14 protein-coding genes are annotated in these 17,675 nt (G+C 64.0%); 6 read left to right on the top strand and 8 right to left on the bottom strand.

The window, feature by feature from the left end; translation table 11 throughout:
* Window positions 1–33: 33 nt before the first annotated feature.
* Genes hemC through ACVIIW_RS18250 form a run of 3 tightly spaced genes read right to left on the bottom strand, consistent with a single transcriptional unit; the run spans window position 34 to window position 3,309 of the window.
* Entirely contained in the window at window positions 34–1,014 is a 981-nt protein-coding gene (gene hemC, locus ACVIIW_RS18260) for a hydroxymethylbilane synthase (RefSeq protein ID WP_456701982.1), read from the bottom strand.
* Window positions 1,015–1,039: 25 nt separating this feature from the next.
* Window positions 1,040–2,665, bottom strand: a complete 1,626-nt coding sequence (locus tag ACVIIW_RS18255; RefSeq protein WP_456701981.1) for a GMC family oxidoreductase — start codon at window positions 2,663–2,665, stop codon at window positions 1,040–1,042.
* A 53-nt stretch (window positions 2,666–2,718) separates the two neighbouring features.
* Window positions 2,719–3,309 (bottom strand): TetR/AcrR family transcriptional regulator, encoded by a 591-nt coding sequence (locus ACVIIW_RS18250; protein WP_456701980.1) that lies wholly within the window; start codon window positions 3,307–3,309, stop codon window positions 2,719–2,721.
* 201 nt (window positions 3,310–3,510) lie between these two features.
* On the opposite strand from ACVIIW_RS18250, the gene ACVIIW_RS18245 reads away from it, so the two are divergent.
* Both ACVIIW_RS18245 and ACVIIW_RS18240 read left to right on the top strand, forming a co-directional pair.
* Window positions 3,511–3,876 (top strand): YybH family protein, encoded by a 366-nt coding sequence (locus tag ACVIIW_RS18245; RefSeq protein WP_456701979.1) that lies wholly within the window; start codon window positions 3,511–3,513, stop codon window positions 3,874–3,876.
* Between the two features lie 314 nt (window positions 3,877–4,190).
* Window positions 4,191–6,152, top strand: coding sequence for a putative bifunctional diguanylate cyclase/phosphodiesterase (locus ACVIIW_RS18240; protein ID WP_456701978.1), 1,962 nt, complete (start codon window positions 4,191–4,193; stop codon window positions 6,150–6,152).
* A gap of 159 nt (window positions 6,153–6,311) precedes the next feature.
* Here ACVIIW_RS18240 and ACVIIW_RS18235 read toward each other — a convergent pair whose 3' ends face one another.
* The 4 genes from ACVIIW_RS18235 to pgm form a co-directional block, all read right to left on the bottom strand.
* Window positions 6,312–7,292 (bottom strand): PDR/VanB family oxidoreductase, encoded by a 981-nt coding sequence (locus ACVIIW_RS18235; protein ID WP_456701977.1) that lies wholly within the window; start codon window positions 7,290–7,292, stop codon window positions 6,312–6,314.
* Between the two features lie 7 nt (window positions 7,293–7,299).
* Window positions 7,300–8,046 carry a GntR family transcriptional regulator gene (locus ACVIIW_RS18230; RefSeq protein ID WP_456701976.1) on the bottom strand — a complete coding sequence of 249 codons (747 nt, stop codon included), beginning with the start codon at window positions 8,044–8,046 and terminating at the stop codon, window positions 7,300–7,302.
* Between the two features lie 3 nt (window positions 8,047–8,049).
* Window positions 8,050–9,099 (bottom strand): aromatic ring-hydroxylating dioxygenase subunit alpha, encoded by a 1,050-nt coding sequence (locus tag ACVIIW_RS18225; protein ID WP_456701692.1) that lies wholly within the window; start codon window positions 9,097–9,099, stop codon window positions 8,050–8,052.
* A gap of 286 nt (window positions 9,100–9,385) precedes the next feature.
* A complete protein-coding gene (gene pgm / locus ACVIIW_RS18220) occupies window positions 9,386–11,032 on the bottom strand; it encodes a phosphoglucomutase (alpha-D-glucose-1,6-bisphosphate-dependent) (RefSeq protein ID WP_456701975.1) in 1,647 nt (548 codons plus the stop codon).
* A 354-nt stretch (window positions 11,033–11,386) separates the two neighbouring features.
* On the opposite strand from pgm, the gene ACVIIW_RS18215 reads away from it, so the two are divergent.
* Together ACVIIW_RS18215 and ACVIIW_RS18210 are read left to right on the top strand one after the other, a co-directional pair.
* Window positions 11,387–12,109 carry a transglycosylase SLT domain-containing protein gene (locus ACVIIW_RS18215; RefSeq protein WP_456701974.1) on the top strand — a complete coding sequence of 241 codons (723 nt, stop codon included), beginning with the start codon at window positions 11,387–11,389 and terminating at the stop codon, window positions 12,107–12,109.
* 355 nt (window positions 12,110–12,464) lie between these two features.
* Window positions 12,465–13,619, top strand: a complete 1,155-nt coding sequence (locus tag ACVIIW_RS18210) for an acyltransferase family protein (protein ID WP_456701973.1) — start codon at window positions 12,465–12,467, stop codon at window positions 13,617–13,619.
* A 69-nt stretch (window positions 13,620–13,688) separates the two neighbouring features.
* Here the strand turns inward: ACVIIW_RS18210 and ACVIIW_RS18205 are convergent, their stop codons facing one another.
* A complete protein-coding gene (locus ACVIIW_RS18205; RefSeq protein WP_456701972.1) occupies window positions 13,689–14,573 on the bottom strand; it encodes an aldose 1-epimerase family protein in 885 nt (294 codons plus the stop codon).
* A 1,162-nt stretch (window positions 14,574–15,735) separates the two neighbouring features.
* On the opposite strand from ACVIIW_RS18205, the gene ACVIIW_RS18200 reads away from it, so the two are divergent.
* A complete protein-coding gene (locus tag ACVIIW_RS18200; protein WP_456701971.1) occupies window positions 15,736–16,146 on the top strand; it encodes a hypothetical protein in 411 nt (136 codons plus the stop codon).
* A gap of 182 nt (window positions 16,147–16,328) precedes the next feature.
* Complete coding sequence (locus tag ACVIIW_RS18195; RefSeq protein WP_456701970.1) at window positions 16,329–17,666, top strand: site-specific DNA-methyltransferase; 1,338 nt, start codon at window positions 16,329–16,331, stop codon at window positions 17,664–17,666.
* The last annotated feature ends 9 nt before the right edge of the window (window positions 17,667–17,675 follow it).

The raw sequence follows: 17,675 nt of genomic DNA, 5'->3' as shown, positions 1-17,675 counted from the left end.
CGATGGCATCATCGGCGACAGTGACTTCACGCCCTATCGCGGCCGGCTGCGCTCGATGATCTCGGCGGCGCCCTTGTCCAGTAGATCCAGTCCGACGCTACGACCGAGTTCGCGCGGCCGATTGGCGGGGCCCGTGCGCGAGGCTTCGATGATGGTGTTGCCGGAGAGGTCGAGCACGGAGGCCGTCAGCGACATCTGGTCGCCTGCGATGGTCGAGAAGCCCGCCACCGGCGAATTGCAGTGACCGTTCAGCAGCCACAGCACTTCGCGCTCCGCATCGGCGCAGGCGTGCGCAGCGGGATCGTCGATCGATGACAGGATTTGCCGCGTCTCCCAGTCCCGCGCGGCACATTCGACGGCGACGATGCCCTGCCCGGCCGCCGGCAACATCTCCGCGGCGGTGAACTCATAGGCGATGCGGCTGGATAGGCCGACGCGATCGAGGCCGGAGCGCGCCATGATCAACGCATCCGCTGGCCCGACCGCACCGCCGTCCGGCAGCTTCTGCAGCTCGCTGTTATCGAGCTTTCGCACGCGCGTATCGGCTGCGCCGCGGAAGTGGATCACTTCGACCTCGGGAAACAACCGCCGCGCGTACGCCGCACGGCGCACGGCGTTGGTGCCGATCTTGAAACCCTTGCCGCCGGACCGGCGTAGCGCGTCCAGCGTCACGCCCTCGCGCAGCACCAGGGCATCGCCGGGCGGATCGCGTGACAACGTGGCGCCGATGACGAGGCCGGGCGTGTCTTCATTGCCGGGCATGTCCTTCAGCGAATGCATCGCGGCCTGGAGCTCGCCCGACAGCACCGCGGCGCGGATCTGCGCCACGAAGGCGCCGCCCTTGCCGCCATGGGGCAGCAGCTTGCTGGTCTGGTCCAGATCGCCCGTAGTGTCGAACTTGACGATCTCGACGTCGAGACCTGATACGGCTGATGTCAGGCGCCGCGCGATCTCTTCCGTCTGGGCCAGCGCCATCGCGCTCTTGCGGGTGCCGATCTTGAAAGGCGTAGCCACGTCCATTCCTCTTCAGACGCGGGTTTTACCGCGCATCCTGCAATATCATGTCCGACGCCTTTTCCGCGATCATGATGATCGGCGCGTTGGTGTTCCCCGACACGAGGTCCGGCATGACAGAGCCGTCGACGACGCGAAAGCCCTCGAGCCCCCTCACCTTCAGCCGCTGGTCCACCACCGCGAGCGCATCGTTGCCCATACGACAGGTCGAGGTCGGATGGTAGATGGTGCTGCCACGCTCGCGGCAATAATCCAGGATCTCCGCGTCCGTGGATACCTTCGCCCCGGGATCGTACTCGCTGACCACGAACGGCTTCAGCGCCGGCGCGTTCAGGATCTTGCGCAGGATCTTGATGCCTTCGACATTGGTGGTGCGGTCGGTTTCGGTCGACATGTAGTTGATGCGGATTTCCGGCGGCACGGTCGGGTCCGCGCTTTTGATGCGCAAAGAGCCGCGGCTCTCGGGCCGGAGCTGGCACACCGAGGCCGTGAATCCGGAAAAATCATGCAGCCGCTCGCCCATCTTGTCGGTCGAGAACGGCAGGAAGTGAACCTGGATGTCGGGCGAGGCCAGCCGCGGATTGGTCTTGAAGAAGGCGCCCGCAGTTCCGGCTGCGATCGTCAGCCAGCCTTTGCGGAACAGCGCATAGCGCGCGCCGGCGAGAGTGCGGCGGAGCGGATGATTGACGGTGTCGTTGAGCGTGATCTTCCGCGAGCAGCGCATCACGATGCGGACCTGCATGTGGTCCTGGAGATCGTGGCCGACGCCCTGCGCATCCAGCACCACGTCAATGCCATGCTTGCGCAGGAGATCGGCGGGGCCGACGCCGGAGAGCTGCAACAGCTGCGGCGAATTGTAGGCCCCGCTCGACAGCACGACCTCTTTCCGCGCCCGCGCGCGGCGCACGTTCGCACCTTGCCGGTATTCGACGCCGACCGCGCGGCGGCCCTCGAACAGCACGCGCTGGCCGAGCGCCTCGGTTTCGATCCTGAGATTGCCGCGCGTCTTCGCGGGGCCGAGATAGGCCACCGCCGTCGAGGCGCGGCGGCCGTTGCGCGTGGTGGTCTGAAACAGGCCGACGCCCTCCTGCGTGGCGCCATTGAAGTCAGGGTTGTAGGGCAGTCCGGTTTCGACCGCGGCGTCGATGAAGGCTTTCGACAGCGGATCGGTCACGATCATGTTGGAGACCGGCAGCGGACCGCCGGTGCCGTGATATTGATCGGCGCCGCGCGTCTGGTTCTCCGCTTTCTTGAAATAGGGCAGCACGTCGTCATAGCCCCAGCCGGCATTGCCGTGCTGGCGCCAGCGATCGTAATCCTCGTGCTGGCCGCGCACATAGAGCAGCCCGTTGATCGAGCTCGATCCGCCCAGCGTCTTGCCGCGCGGCTGGAACACCTGACGCCCCTTCAGCTCGGGCTCCGGCTCGGTCTGGTACATCCAGTTGACGGTCTTCTCCTTGAACAACTTGCCGTAGCCGAGCGGCACGTGGATCCAGATGTTGGAATCCCTTGGTCCGGCTTCCAGCAGCAGCACGCTGTGCTTGCCGTTCGCCGACAGGCGGTTTGCAAGCACGCAACCGGCCGAGCCGGCACCGACGATGATGTAGTCGAATTCAGGATCAGATGGTGCGAGGGCGGAATTTGCGTTCATGCGCTATTGTTCTTCTTGTTGATGTGGGCGTTTCCGGCTTATCACTAGCACAATCATGCAGCGACACGCAGCGCCTCGACCAGCGACTTGAACGCACGGGCGTATTCCGCGCCGGGCCTTGCGATATCGGCGTGGCCGGCGCAGGCCACCGCGGCCTCCGTCACTGCGCCGAGCAGCAGCCGTGCCAGCGGCTCGACCGGCTGCTTTGCGATCAGGCCGGCGTCCATCGCGGCCGACAACGCGCGCGGCATCTTGCCGCCGAAGTGCTTGGCGTCAATCTCGCGCCAACGCTCCCAGCCGAGCACGGCGGGTCCATCGCGCAGGATGATCTGGCCGGTCGGGCCCTTGGCGGTCGCGGCAAAATAATGCTGAGTGCCGGCGACCATCGCGGCGAGCACGTCCTTCTCGGCCCGCGCGGCGCTGTCGATCTCGATCACGAGATCACGCGAGACGAGGTCGAACACCGCTTCGAACACCGCCTCCTTGGTCTTGAAGTGATGATAGACCGCGCCCTTGGCGATGCCGGCGCCTCCCGCAATCTCGTCCATCGTGGTCGCGGCAAAGCCCCGCGTCCCGAACAGCCTTCGCGCCGCCGCCAGGATCGCCTCCGAGGTCGCCGCCCGCCGTTCCGCCTGCTTTGCCATGCTGTTCCTGTCTCGCGCAGATCGGGCCGCAGGCTCGCTCAACCTCTCCCGCTTGCGGGGGAGGGAGCCGACCTCCTTCGCGGTCGCACGTCGATCTGATCTGATGATTCCCTAATCCAATTCGCCCCGCGCCACCAGTTGACTTTTCGACCACTGGTCGGTATTTACCGACCAACAGTCGGTTTTATCAAGGGGTGCCGCATGCCGAGCCGTGAGATCGTCGAAGCCTTTGCGCAGCGTCTGGAGGTCGGGGATTTCGTCGGCGCGATCGAGCAATTCTATGCGCCCGACGCCGTCACCTACGAGAACAACACCGCGCCGACGGTCGGCCGCGACAACCTCGTCGCCAAGGAGCGCGGCGTGCTGGCGGCGTCGAAGCAGGTCAAAGCGGTCCGCATCGGGCCGAGCCTGATCGAGGGCGACAATGTCGCCTCGCGCTGGATCTTCAGCTTCACCAATGCCGAAGGCGTCACGCGCACGCTTGAAGAGATCGCCTGGCAGACCTGGCGGGGCGATGAGCTGATCGAGGAGCGGTTCTTCTACGATCCGAAGCAGCTGGGGCGCTGAGTCAGGCCGAGCACCGAAACCTCCCCAGCGTCATCAGGCTCGACCCGGCCGTCCACGCGCTCCCTTCGCGATACAAACTCCGTGGATGCCCGGGACAGGCCCGGGCATGACGACTTCCTGTAAAAAGGCGGAGAGCAAGTTCCATCCCGTCGCCTGCACCGCATTTGTATCGATTTGTTATCGATACGATGACCCGAACACACCGAAGTGGTCACGGAGCCCGTGGCAAGCGGGGATAATTCACATTTCGTCAAAGGTTTGCGGAGAACTCTCGGGACCGAGCCGGACAAACGGCCCTTGCTGCAGGCCCTGGAATGCGGACTCACCTCACCAATTATGTGGCGCGGCTGTTTGCCGGCGATCTGTCAGCCTTCGGCGGTCCCGCAACCGACGAAACCGTTGCCGGGCATATCCGCGCCGAACAGATGTCGCTGGTGCTGGGCTATTCGCGCGGAATCATGCTGGCCAACGCCTGCAATGCCATCGTACTCGCGATTGCGCTGTGGCCGTCGCCCGACCGGACCTTCGTGCTGGTCTGGGCCGTCATCGTCGCGGGCGCCGCGATCGCGTTCGGCGTGCAGTCGCATGCTTCGCGCAGGATCACAAAACCGCAATTCGTCTCCCGCCGCGCCATCCATCGGCTGGTGCGCAACGCCTTCGTGCTTGGCATCGCCTGGGGCATCGTGCCCGCCGCCTTCTTCGCGGATGCGTCCAGCGGCGGCCAGCTCGTCATTACGTGCCTGTGCGCAGGCATGCTGGCCGGCGGCGCGCTCGCCTTTGCCACCATCCCGATCGCGGCCATCGCGTTCACCGCGCCCATCTTCGTCGGCATCGCCATTTGCCTCAGCCGAAACGGCGACCTCGCCTTCCTGCTGATCGCCTTCCTCGTCGTGGTCTATGGCAGCGTGCTGCTGCGCGGCGTTTTCGTCAATTCGTTCACCTTCGCCCGGCGCGTGATGCGGCAGATCGAGGCCGAGCGCACGGTGCGGCAGGACCCGCTGACGCAACTGTCCAACCGCGTCGCCTTCAACGAGACGCTCGATGCCGCCTTGAAGCGGCTCGCGCTGTCAGGCGAGGAATTTGCGGTGCTGCTGCTCGACCTCGACCGCTTCAAGGAGGTCAACGACCGCTTCGGACATCCCGCCGGCGACGAATTCCTGGTCCAGGTCGCAAATCGCCTGCAACGCTGCACCCGCGCGGCCGAGCATGTCGCGCGGATCGGCGGCGACGAGTTCGCGCTGGTGATGGCCAACATGACGCGATCCGAGGATGCGCTCGAGATCGCCGAGCGCTTCGTCGCGGCCTTCAACGAACCGTTCCCGATCGAGGGCTGCGAGATATCAGGTGCAACCAGCGTCGGCATCGTGCTGGCACCGCGCGACGGCAACATGCCGCTCGACATCATGAAGAATGCCGACGCCGCGCTCTATCGCGCCAAGAAGGCGGGCCCCGCCACCATCTGCTTCTTCGAGGAGGCCGACGACAAGGTCTCGCGCGACCGCAAGGCGTTGCAGGCGGACCTCGCCGGCGCCGTCGCGCGCGACGAGCTGTTTCTGGTGTTCCAGCCGTTCCTCGATCTCGGCAAGAACCGCATCACCGGTTTCGAGGCGCTATTGCGCTGGCAGCATCCCACGCGCGGCCTGGTGCCGCCGAGCGAGTTCATCCCGATCGCGGAAGAAACCGGGCTGATCCACGAAATCGGCGAATGGGTGATCAGGCGCGCCTGCGCGACGCTTGCAGACTGGCCGGAAGACATCCGCGTTGCCGTCAACTTCTCGGCGGCGCAGTTTCACAACACCGGCATTCTCCAGACCATCGTTCAGGCACTGGCAGATGCCAGGGTCGCGCCTGACAGGCTCGAGATCGAGATCACGGAATCGATGCTGCTGTCGAAATACGGCTCGGTCGCCTCGGTCCTGAACGCGCTGCTGGAGCTCGGCGCCACGGTGGCGCTGGATGATTTCGGCACCGGCTTCTCCTCGCTGACCTATTTGCGCAAGCTGCCGTTCAGCCGCATCAAGATCGACCAGTCCTTCATCCGCGACATGCTGGTGCAGCCGGACTGCGCGGCGATCGTCAAGTCGGTGATCTCGCTGGCGCGCGACCTCAACATCGGCGTGGTCGCGGAGGGCGTCGAGACCGCCGACCAGCTCGACTATCTCAGGCAGTTCGCTTGCGACGAGGTGCAGGGCTATCTGATCGGCCGGCCGGTGTCGGCCGATGCCGTGCAGGCGCTGCTTGCCGCGAGGAAGCTCCGGGCGATTTTCGCGGCGTAGGTAATGATGAGACGAGTCCATCTCGGACGAAGGTGCGTTCCCTCCCCCTTGTGGGGGAGGGCTAGGTGTGGTCTCTCAAGAGGTTGTCCATCTGGTCTGAACCGAGGAGAGCGTCGCTGCTAGCTGAATCCATTTGGTTTCAAGACATCGCGCTCCGTCTCACACCACATCGGCCCGCAGCAGCGTATCCACCGTGATCGTGCCCCTCGCCCGCGAGACGCAGGCGCAGATCTTCGCGTTGCTTTGCTTCTGGTGATCGCTGAAGAAGACGTCGCGATGGTCGATCTCGCCGTCGACGGCGACGACGTCGATGGCGCAGAGGCCGCATTCGCCGCGCTTGCAGTCGGATATCACCTCAAAGCCGCTGGCGTTGAGCACGTCGAGCATCGAACGCTCGCGCGGAATCTCGAGCTCCACATCGGTGTCCTTCAGGCGCACGCGAAAGGCTTCGGTCGGCAGCGAGCCGCTGGAGCCGAAGGTCTCGTAGCGCAGATCTGACAGCGGATGGCCGGCGCCGATCCAGGCGTGGCGGGCGGCATCGAGCATGCGCATCGGGCCGCAGAACAGCGCAAGCGTGCCCTTCGGCAGCGAGGCGAACAGCGCCTCGAGATCGAGCCGCTTGCCTTCGTCGCTGGCATGGACGACCAGCCGATCACCCAGCAGGCTTGCGAGGTCATCGAGATAGGCGCCATCCGCACGCCCGCGCACGGCATAGTGCAGCGCGACCTTCGATCCACGGCGCGCCAGCGCCTGCGCAGCGCCGAGGATCGGGGTGATGCCGATGCCGCCGGCGATCAGGCAATAGTTTTCGCGCTCCCAGTCGACCGCGACGAGCGACGCCGGCCGCGTGATGTCGAGCCGCGCGCCCGGCGCCAGCTGCCACATGTAGCGCGAGCCGCCACGGGAATCCTCGGCGCGGCGCACCGCGATCCTGTAGCCTTGCGGGCTCGCTTCACCGACCAGTGAATAGGACCGCGTCTCCGGCTGGCCGTGGATGGTGACGCTGACATTGATGTGGCTGCCGACCGGATAGGCGGCGCCATCAAACTGGTCGGGCCTGATCAGGAATTCGCGGATGCCGGGCGACAGATCGCGCGTCGAGACCAGCGTTGCGGGAATCCAGGTTTCGATGAAGCGCATGGTGCCCTCAATCGGTTGTGGTCTTGATCAGCGCGAGCGCCGGCAAGAGGTCGAGATGGGTGCGATTGCGCAGTGCGAGGCGGAGATTGCGCACCGCAAGCCGGGCGTGCTCGCGCATGATCGCTTCGGCCCGCGCACCCTCACGGTTCTCGATCGCATCGATCACGACGCGGTGGTGTTCCTGCCCGATGATCAAGATCTGCTGCGCCTCCGGCAGCGCCGACTGGGCCATCACGAAGCCGGAGGGCGAGGCAAACGGCAGCGCGGAGGCGCGGTCGATCTGCCGGATCAGCGGCGGACTGCGCGAGAGCTCGGTCAGCAGCGCGTGGAAGCGCGCGTTCAGCGTGACATAGGCCGAGAAGGCCTCGATCGAGATCGGGACCTGACGCAGGAGATCATCGATTGCGAGATGGCATTCCTTCAAGGGCTCCAGCTCGCGCGCGGTGACGCCGCGCTCGGCGGCGAAGCGTGCGGCGAGGCCCTCCAGCGTGCCGCGGAGCTCGATGGAATCGGAGATGTCGCGTTCGGAGAACGCCTTCACCATGAAGCCGCCGGAGGGGATCGCCTCCAGCAACCCCTCCTCCTCCAGCCGCACCAACGCCATGCGCACCGGGGTGCGCGAGGCACCCGTGGTCTCCACCGCCTGGAGCTCGGAGATGCGCTCGCCCGGCCGCAACGATCCGGACAATATCTGGTCGCGGAGCGCGAGCTGCGCCTTCACGGTCTGCGAGACGGAGCGGTCGACCTCGGCCATGCCCTACTCCGCGGCCTGCAGATGCTGCGGTCCGTTTTCCTTCGCCACCATCTTGTCGATCAGCTTGCGCATCCACATCGCGCCGGCATCGATGTTGAGATTGTAGAAGATGCGATCCGGGTTCTCGTCCATGGCGCGCTGCTGCGCCTCGAGGATCAGCTCGTCCTCGCGGAAGATGCTGGAGACGCCTTCGCGGAGCTCGGTGGTGAGGCGTTGTTCGCCGAGCCGGTAATTGCGGACGAAGGCCCAGAAATAATGGCAGGTCTTCTCTGTCTCGGGCGTGATGGTGTTCAGCACGAAGCCGTTGACGCCCTGCGAGCGGTCGCCCTCGGGCGCGCCCGTACCTGCCGGCGCGACGCCGACGTCGATGGCGATGGTACAGGGCGCCTCGAAACGGATGATCTGCCAGCGGTCGACCAGACCAGGCTTGCCGAGCTGCTTGGCCCAGAACGGCGGCGCCTCGATGCCGCGCATCCAGCGCGTCACGGTGACCGTCTTCTCGCCATGGGTGACGTCGAACGGCGCTTCGGCCACGGCGTCGTTTCCAATCGAGGAGCCGTGCACGAAGGTCTCGTGGGTGAGGTCCATGAGATTGTCGAGCACGAGACGGTAGTCGCAGTTCACGCGGATGGTCTTGCCGTCGCCGGCCCAGGCTGGATCGTGATTCCAGTGCATGTCGGGCACCAGCGCGGGATCAGCCAACGCAGGATCGCCCATCCAGAGCCAGATGTAGCGGTGACGCTCGACCACGGGATAGGCGCGGACGCAGGCCGACGGGTTGATGGTCTCCTGCGAGGGCATGAAGGTGCAGCGCCCCTGCGCATTGTATTTCAGGCCGTGATAGCCGCAGACGACGGTGTCGCCTTCGAGCCGGCCCTTCGACAACGGCACCAGGCGATGCCAGCAGGCATCCTCCAGCGCAGTCACCGAGCCGTCGGCCTTCCGATACATCACGACATGCTTGCCGCAGATCGTCCGGGGCAACAGCGCCGGCTTCACCTCGGCATCCCACGCGGCGGCGTACCAGGCGTTCATGGGGAAGGGTTTCGTCATGGGCGATCTCCCAAGGCTGTTGTATGCGTTATGTATACAATAGCGGAGGAAGAAATTCGTTCAAGGCTTATTTGGCCTACCATAATACCTAATCATGGCAAGTTGTATACAGAATAGGGATCGCTGTCATTCCCCGCGAAAGCGGGGAATCCAGTACTCCGCGGCAGACATTGCGTTCACGTAACGGCGGCCGCGGCGTACTGGATCACCCGCTTTCGCGGGTGATGACAGCGGAGAATGCGGCAAACGCTCTCTCGAAGGGGCGTCTTGGGCTCCGCCCCGGCAGTTACCCCCCGAACACCTTCGCGAGCCCGGCCTGGGCTTCTTCCTGAATCCGCTTCAGATGCTCGGTGCTGCGGAAACTCTCGGCGTAGATCTTGTACACATCCTCGGTGCCCGACGGCCGCGCCGCGAACCAGCCGAAATGGGTCTCGACCTTGATGCCGCCGAACGGCTGGCCGTTGCCGGGCGCCTTGCTCAGCGTTGCGCGAACGGGGTCGCCGGCGAGATCCTTCAGGCCGAGTTGCTCGGGCGTGACGGATTTCAGGATATTCTTCTGTGGGCCGGTCGCGGCAACATCGATGCGCGCGTAATGCGGGACGCCGAACTCGGCGGTGAGATCATTAAAGAGCTGGCTCGGATCGCGGCCGGTCTTCGCCATGATCTCGGCCGCCAGCAGGCCGAGGATGATGCCATCCTTGTCGGTGGTCCACACCGTGCCGTCGCGGCGCAGGAACGAGGCCCCTGCACTCTCCTCGCCGCCGAAGCCGAAGCTCCCCGTGACGAGGCCGTCGACGAACCATTTGAAGCCGACCGGCGTCTCGACCAGCTTGCGGCCGAGCTTCTTGGCGACGCGGTCGATGATCGAGCTCGATACCACGGTCTTGCCGATTGCGGCGTCCTTGCGCCAGTTCGGCCGGTGCGCGAACAGATAGGAGATCGCGGTCGCCAGATAATGGTTCGGGTTCATCAACCCGCCGGTGCGGGTGACGATGCCGTGACGGTCGGCGTCGGTATCGTTGGCAAAGGCGACGTCGAAACGGTCGCGCATCGCGATCAGGCTCGCCATCGCGTAAGGCGAGGAGCAGTCCATGCGGATCTTGCCGTCCCAGTCGACCGTCATGAAGCGGAAGGTCGCGTCGATCGCCTCGTTGACCACGGTGGCCTTGAGGCCGTAGCGCTCGATGATCGGATGCCAGTAATGCACGGCTGCGCCGCCGAGCGGATCGATGCCGATAGCGATGCCGGCAGATTTGACGAGCTCGAGATCGACGACGTTGCCGAGATCGGCGACGTAGGGGGTCATGTAGTCGTAGGCATGGACGGTCGAGGATTTCAGGGCCTTGGCATAGTCCATGCGCTTCACGCCTTTCAACCCATCGGCGAGATAGGCGTTGGCGCGCTTCTCGACGACACCTGTGACATCGGTGTCGGCCGGGCCGCCATGCGGCGGATTGTATTTGTAGCCGCCATCCTCAGGCGGATTGTGCGAGGGCGTGACGACGACGCCGTCGGCGAGACCGCTGGCGCGACCCTTGTTGTAGGTCAGGATCGCGTGCGAGATGACAGGCGTCGGCGTGTAGCCGTGATCCCTGTCGATCATCAGCTCGACGCCGTTCGCCGCGAACACCTCCACGGCACTCACGAGCGCCGGTTCGGCCAGCGCATGGGTGTCGATGCCGATGAAGAGCGGACCGGTCAGCCCCTTTTCCTGCCGGTAGTCGCAGATCGCCTGCGTCGTCGCGAGGATGTGCCCCTCGTTGAAACTGTTCTTGAGCGAGGTGCCGCGATGGCCCGAAGTGCCGAACGCCACCCGCTGCGCCGGGTCTGCCGCGTCCGGATTGCCGGCGAAGTAGGCCGTCACGAGCCGCGGAATGTTGGCGAGCGCGTTCGGCGAAGCCGGCTTGCCCGCCGCGGGATGAACATCAGCCACTGAAATATCCTCGTCCTGTCATCGGAGATTGCGGTCGACCATAGCATCGGCCGGGCTGGCGCCAAACCACAACAGGTATGACCGGTGGCCGTTCCCGATGCCGGAGGCCGGGCCGCAGGACTGGAGGCGTCTCTGGCTCGCCCCGCGGGGACCAGCCGCTATCCCTTGGCGCTGTGCGTCTAGTCCAGCAATGATTCCTATTTCGGCCCCGATCCGGCGCGCCGGTTCTATGACGGCGTCCGGACCGGCGGACGGCCCCGGCGGCACATCGGATGTTAACGCCAATGCCGTACGACGGGCTCCATGCGGCGGGGTCCGAAACAAGCAAGTCTCAACGCGACGTGGAAGCACGTCGTGACGGCCGTGCTGCTGTCGGCATCAACCTGTGCCCAGGCCGGGGATGCCGACCTGGGCGCGGCCGAAACAACAACATCGAGAATCGAGATCCGAAAGATCATCGAACGCGAGACGGCGCGGACCAATCTGCCGGCCGATGTTGCCGAGGCCGTCGTCTTCGTCGAAAGCGGCTACAACTCGGCCGTGGTCGGCAGCGCCGGCGAGCTCGGCCTGATGCAGCTGCGGCTCGAGACCGCCGCGACGTTCGGGTTCAAGGGAAATGCCGGCGAGCTCGCAGAACCCGACCTCAACATTCATTACGGCGTGCTTTATCTCAGCCGCGCATGGCGTCTGGCCGGCGGCGACCTCTGTCGCGCGTTGGCGAAATATCGCTCGGGCCACGACGACGAGGAGATGACCCCTTCGTCCCAGGTCTATTGCAATCGCGCCCGCAACCGGCTTCACGCCACGAGGTCGGCGGCCGAGGTCAGCCAGGTTGCAGCAACGCCGGCATCGGCGACCACGCCGGAGACAGCGGTGGCGGTGCATGCGAGGAAAAAACCAGCACGAACTGAAAGACCGCAGACGCAGCCCGAGATGGCGAGGCCCGAGGACGTCTATGCCCACTTCCGCCGAGGCACGGCGGCCGCGAGCCGCGCATACTGGGCCGCGCATGAGATCAGGATCAGCCGCATCAAGGCCCGCATCGAAGCAAGGTGGAAACAGGCGGCCTCGCGTTGACAGTCGTTCACTGCGGAACCGCGCCACCAGCGGGGTTGTCCTGTGTGCCTGCGGCCGGGCTCGATAATTCGAGTCGCCGCGTGATGCGCTGCCCTGCCGTGTTGTGTCGCCCAAACAGTGTAGACCACGGTCATGCAGTGTTAACTATGAATTGTCTCACTCTTCTCACTGGGCGCATCGACCGTTGGGGAGATCAGCTTCGGCGGCTCGCCGGCACTACCAATCCCGCTCGTCCGAATCCGGATTCAACCGATGGTTAACGCAAGAAGAGGCTTCCGCTTCGGTTCGGTCGGCACCGCCTCTATGCTTTCAGCTCGCAAGCGCGACAGACGCGCAAGACCACGGAGCAAGCGTGATGCAGGGGCAGGCCTGGTTGGCCGGTCGAACCGATACAGGCGCGGCGTCGTTCGGCCGTTCGCACACGCTCGACGTCCTGCGCGGCATCGCCATCGCCGCGGTGATCGCGATCCACGTTTCGCAATCCTTTCCGTCGCATATCCACGCGCTCGACGACGCCCTCCTGTACGGTTGGACCGGCGTCAACATATTCTACTTCGTCAGCGCCATCACGATGTGCCTGATGTGGACACAACGCACCGAGGCAGATGCGACGCGCAAATTCTATATCCGCCGCTTCCTGCGCATTGCGCCGCTGTTCTGGCTCGCGATCCCGGTCTATCTTTTCATCAACGGCACCGGGCCGAGCTACAACGCGCCTGATGGCATCGGACCGCTCCAGGTGATCCTGACCGCGACCTTCCTGCACGGCTTCTGGCCGGACAGCGTCAACAGCGTCGTGCCGGGCGACTGGTCGATTGCCGCCGAAATGACCTTCTATCTCGTCTTCCCGCTCGTGATCACGGCATTCGGATCGCGTCGCAATCTCTATCTGCTGCTCGCGATCGTGCTGCACCTGGTCAATGTCGGTTTGTTCAAGACATGGGCGTTCGAGCAGTTCCTGGCCTATTACGGGCCCGGCCAGGAATCCTTCGTCTGGACCACGCTGCACATCAGCTTCCTGAACCAGCTGCCGGTCTTCCTGGTCGGCTGTGCGCTGTTCTTCGCGCTGCGCGACGGCTTCACCAATTCGGACGCCGCGATCCTCGCCGGCTCCATCGCGCTTTCCTTTGTCGCCAACCGCGCAAGCGGGGCACACGAGTTCAACTATCTCCTGATCAACCTCGTGATCGGCGCGCTCGTGTTCTGGTGCATTCGTCTTGCACTCCGTTTCGCGCCGCTCGAGGCGCTCGGCCGCAACTCCTATTCGATGTACCTGTCGCATTTCGCGGTGATCTACGGCCTGCATCGGGTCTGGCCGTTCGCCGATGGATTGGCATCGCTGCTGCTCGTCTATGTCACCACCACCGCTTCGAGCTATCTCGTCGCGCGCGCCACCTGGCATCTGATCGAACGGCGCGCGCAGGATCTCGCGCGCCGCCTGACGTCCGCGGGATCGAGCCGCTCCACCCTTCAACCGATCATCGCGGGTCCCGCGGCAGGCATGCGCTGAGCGCTTAAGGCCCGGTGCGGCTTGCCGCGCGCCATTTCGATCACATCGGCGACCTCTACGATGTGATGCTCAGGCCACTCCGACCTCGATCCGGAACAAGAACTGCTCTTCGGCCCCTGGTACGATGTGCATCAGGCCGGGCTTGTCGACGAATTCGCCCTCGAAGCCGATCGGGCTCGCATAACCGCGCCAGGGCTCGATGCAGAGGAACGGCGCGCCTGACGTTTTTGACCAAACGCCGAGCTCACGAAAACCGCGCCAGGACATTGTGAGCCAGGGCCCGCCGCCATCCCCGGAAGCGTAGCGGACCGCAGTGCTGTTGATCTGATCGAAAATCACGGCATCATCGACGAACAGAGATTCGGACAAGGGCAACACCGTGCCTTGGACAGGGCTCGGCTCCGCGGCTACGCGCATCAACCCACCCTCGACACGACGGATAGGCGACGGCTCCGCCTGCGCGAAGGTGAGCGCATAACTCTCCTTCGTCACGCCTGCCTGAAGCGGCCAGTTGAACGCGGGATGACCACCGACCGATGCCGGCAATGTCTCCTTGCCTGTATTGGTGACCGTGAGCGTGAGATCGAGACCCGTGTCGTCGAGCGCATAGGCTGCCGTCAGGCGGAATGCGAACGGATAGAGCGCGCGCGTCGCCTCGCTGTCCTCGAGCACCAGCACGCAGCGGCTGTCGCCGCGCTCCGCCCAGACGAAACGGTTGTCGCGCGCAAAACCGTGCTGGGTGAGCCGGTACCTCTTGCCCCGGTGCCGCAACTCGTCATTGGCGAGACGCCCGACGATCGGAAACAGCAGGGGCGCGTGACGCGGCCAGGCCGGACCTGCCTGCCAGACGAATTCAGTGCCGTCATCGTGCCTCAGCGAGCACATCTCGGCGCCTTGCGCCTTGATGGTGGCGCAGAGGCCGCCACTGCGGATCGTGTGCGTATCATCGGTCATGACAACTCCAGGGCTGCGGACCGGGAAAGTTTCGGCTCAACGGTTGCTCCCTTGCAGGCGGCCTTTCTCGGTCAGATCGGCGGCGGCGGTCAACCCCGGACCAACCTTCACCAAATTGCCTGCTAACAGGGAATTCTACAGGGAATCGCCGAACAAGGCTGCTACGACCGCAAGAAAAAAAGCCAGAACAGCCTTGAAATCCCGAGCATCTCGACGGCGAAGCGTCAAAATCGGAACAGGGAAATTCGCCGATGAGAACAGGGATATGTGGCCCCGAATCAGGGAAGCGGGAAACGTTGGGCGAACCCGGTACAGGAACAAGAGCGGTCGTTGCAATTGAAATCTGGAAACCTCGGTTTGGCTGCCGAACGCGCGCCTTGGGGGATGACCGGTGCAAACAGCACGACGGCGAGAAAGGTCGGCGAGGCGCGGGCATGGTCGCCAGCTGTTGGGCCGCAAGGGCGCTGATGCGACGGCCCGGTCTGCTGCCTCCCAACAGCGCGGCCGGACGTCGGCTGCAAACCGCGAATTTGCGCAAGCGCAGCTAGTGCGCGCACGATGACTTGGCCGTCATCACGGGCTCGCGCGGTCCAGCCCGCGTCAACAAGCGCACTGTCCAGCACCGTAAGATTCGTACCGTGCAACATTGCCCGCCTCGAAACTCTGTGCTCCGCGTTCGGATTGCGCGCCTCGGCCCGCGTCCGTCATGGCGCTGTGCGTAGCGTTGTCACGGGGTGGGGAGCTTCAGCATCGGCTGAAAGCAACGATGTTGCCGGACGGCGGTTTGCGCGACCCGCGTAGCGTTACAAAGCGGTATCAAGATAGTGCCGATATGGATTCCTTAAACACCGGCACCGGCTCGGACCAGCCTGACTCCGGAAACGAATCCCTCGCACTATCCGTTAATCTTGCTAGCTCCCGAAATTGGCATCTGTCGAGACAACGCGGATGAAGCCCTTGATCATTCCGCCCACTCTATTTTGAATAAAGGAGGATCGCTGTGGTCTACACATCTGGGTGGGAAAGTCTCTCAGCAGCGGCTGAGCGGCTCATGACTGCGAGCGGCTGTACGCAAGAGCAAGCCCGATGGGACATCTGTCGCGCCCTAGCCGACGGCGCCGTTGGATTCCGCGCCAAATTGGCGAATCAAGCGAGCGGGCCAATGAAGTCCACCGAAATAGCTTGTGGCAACCAGCTCATATGTCCGGCCAACCTCACGCCGGAGGACTTCGATTGGGAGCGTTCAGGATCGGTCAAACCCTGGCGTGTTCGCGACCGCCACCATCACGGACCGTGGCATCTGGAGCGCTTCGAGCTTTCCAAGGCTGACGTGACGGCGATCCTGTTGCCTGGCGTCGGATCGACCGCGCTACCGGCGAAAAAACATCGCCGACGGCCCCAGCGCGAGGCTGCAGAAATCGCTATCAAAGCGCTTTGGCCCGATGGCGTGCCGCCTCAGCATGATCTGCCAAACGATCGACTCGTTGATCTCATCATCAAATGGCTAAAGGACCAGCGTCTGCCGATATCTCAGCAGGACACGATCTTGCGAGCCGCGGGCCGCCGCAAGTAAGTCAGCCACCGCATCACGCTACGTTGCAGTCCACCCGAACGCGCGCAATTTTGCGGAGGTGAGCGGCCCACCGCAACTACCGCAACAACGGCATTGCGCTAGATGCTGCACCGGAAGGCATGTTGTCGCTCTATCCTCGCGCAAATCGGTCGTACGACCATCATGATGATTGGAGAGACTGCGTGACCTCACCGACTAGAATTAAGCAGCGAGCACCGGACCTTTTTCTTCGTGCGCTAAATGCCGTCCTCAAGCCAATTGACGAGCTCAAGCCGCCATTGGGGCGAGATATCCGCCAGCATTCGTCGGCACAAATTCAACAAATCATAGAGAGCCTGCAGACCTATGGAGTCGCGTTGCCGGTTCTCGTCGGTCCAGACCACAGGGTGATCGATGGCTGGGCTTTGGTGCGCGCCGCCAAGCAACTCGGAATTCGCGAGTTTCCGGCCGTGTGCATCTCCGATCTGTCAGAGGCCAAACAGCGCGGCCTTAGGGTGGCGCTCAACAAGATCCCGGAATATACCCGCTGGAATGACCCCGAGCTAAAGCTCGAGATCCAGGAGATCCTGACGCTCGATGTTGATGTCACGTTCGGCATCGACGTCGGCGAACTCGATACCATGCTGGACGATGGCGGGCTCGACCAAGAGGACGAGCTTCCGCCGGCGGAGGAGCAAACTGCTCCCGTGTCTCAAGTCGGCGACCATTTCAAATGCGGCGACCACATGATTTTATGTGCCAACGCTCTCAATCCTGAGAGCTTTGCGAATCTACTCGGCTCAGAGCAAGCCGGCATGGCATTCATGGATCCGCCCTACAACGTGGCGATCGAAGGACATGTGACGCGCGCGAAGTCCGCAGGGCGACATGATTTTCCGATGGGCAAAGGCGAGCTTTCGCCGTCTGAATTTCGTGCCTTCCTAGCAACGACCTTGGGAAACGCGGCGAAGGCCTCCCGCAACGGTGCGATCCACTTCGTCTGCATGGATTGGCGCCATACACCGGAATTGCTGGCGGCCGGCGCCGCCGTCTTTTCCGAACTCAAAAATATCTGCGTCTGGAACAAGAGCAATGCCGGGATGGGCTCGCTGTACCGGTCGCAACATGAGTTCATCTTCGTCTACAAGTTCGGCACCGCCCCGCACATCAACAACATCGCCCTCGGCCGTCATGGCCGCAACCGCACCAATGTCTGGAACTACGTCAGCCAGAGCGCGCTGAGCGGGACCGCCAAAAGCAAGCTCGCGCTGCACCCGACCGTCAAGCCGGTCGCCATGGTCGCGGATGCCATCCGCGACTGCTCCAAACCTCGCGACATCATTCTGGATCCGTTCGGCGGCGCCGGCACCACCATGATTGCGGCTGAAAAGACCGGCCGGCGCGCCCGGCTGCTCGAACTCAATCCGCTCTATGTCGACGTCGCAATCCAACGCTGGCAGCGCCTCACAGGCCAAGCGGCCTATCACGCCGAAACCGGCCGGCCCTTTTCCGCCGGCGTCGCAGCAGCAAATTCAAATTGACTGGAGACA

The sequence above is a fragment of the Bradyrhizobium sp. USDA 4449 genome (assembly GCF_054056275.1).
The sequence above is the reverse complement of the archived record's forward strand: the minus strand, read 5'-3'. Positions and strand labels throughout refer to the sequence as shown.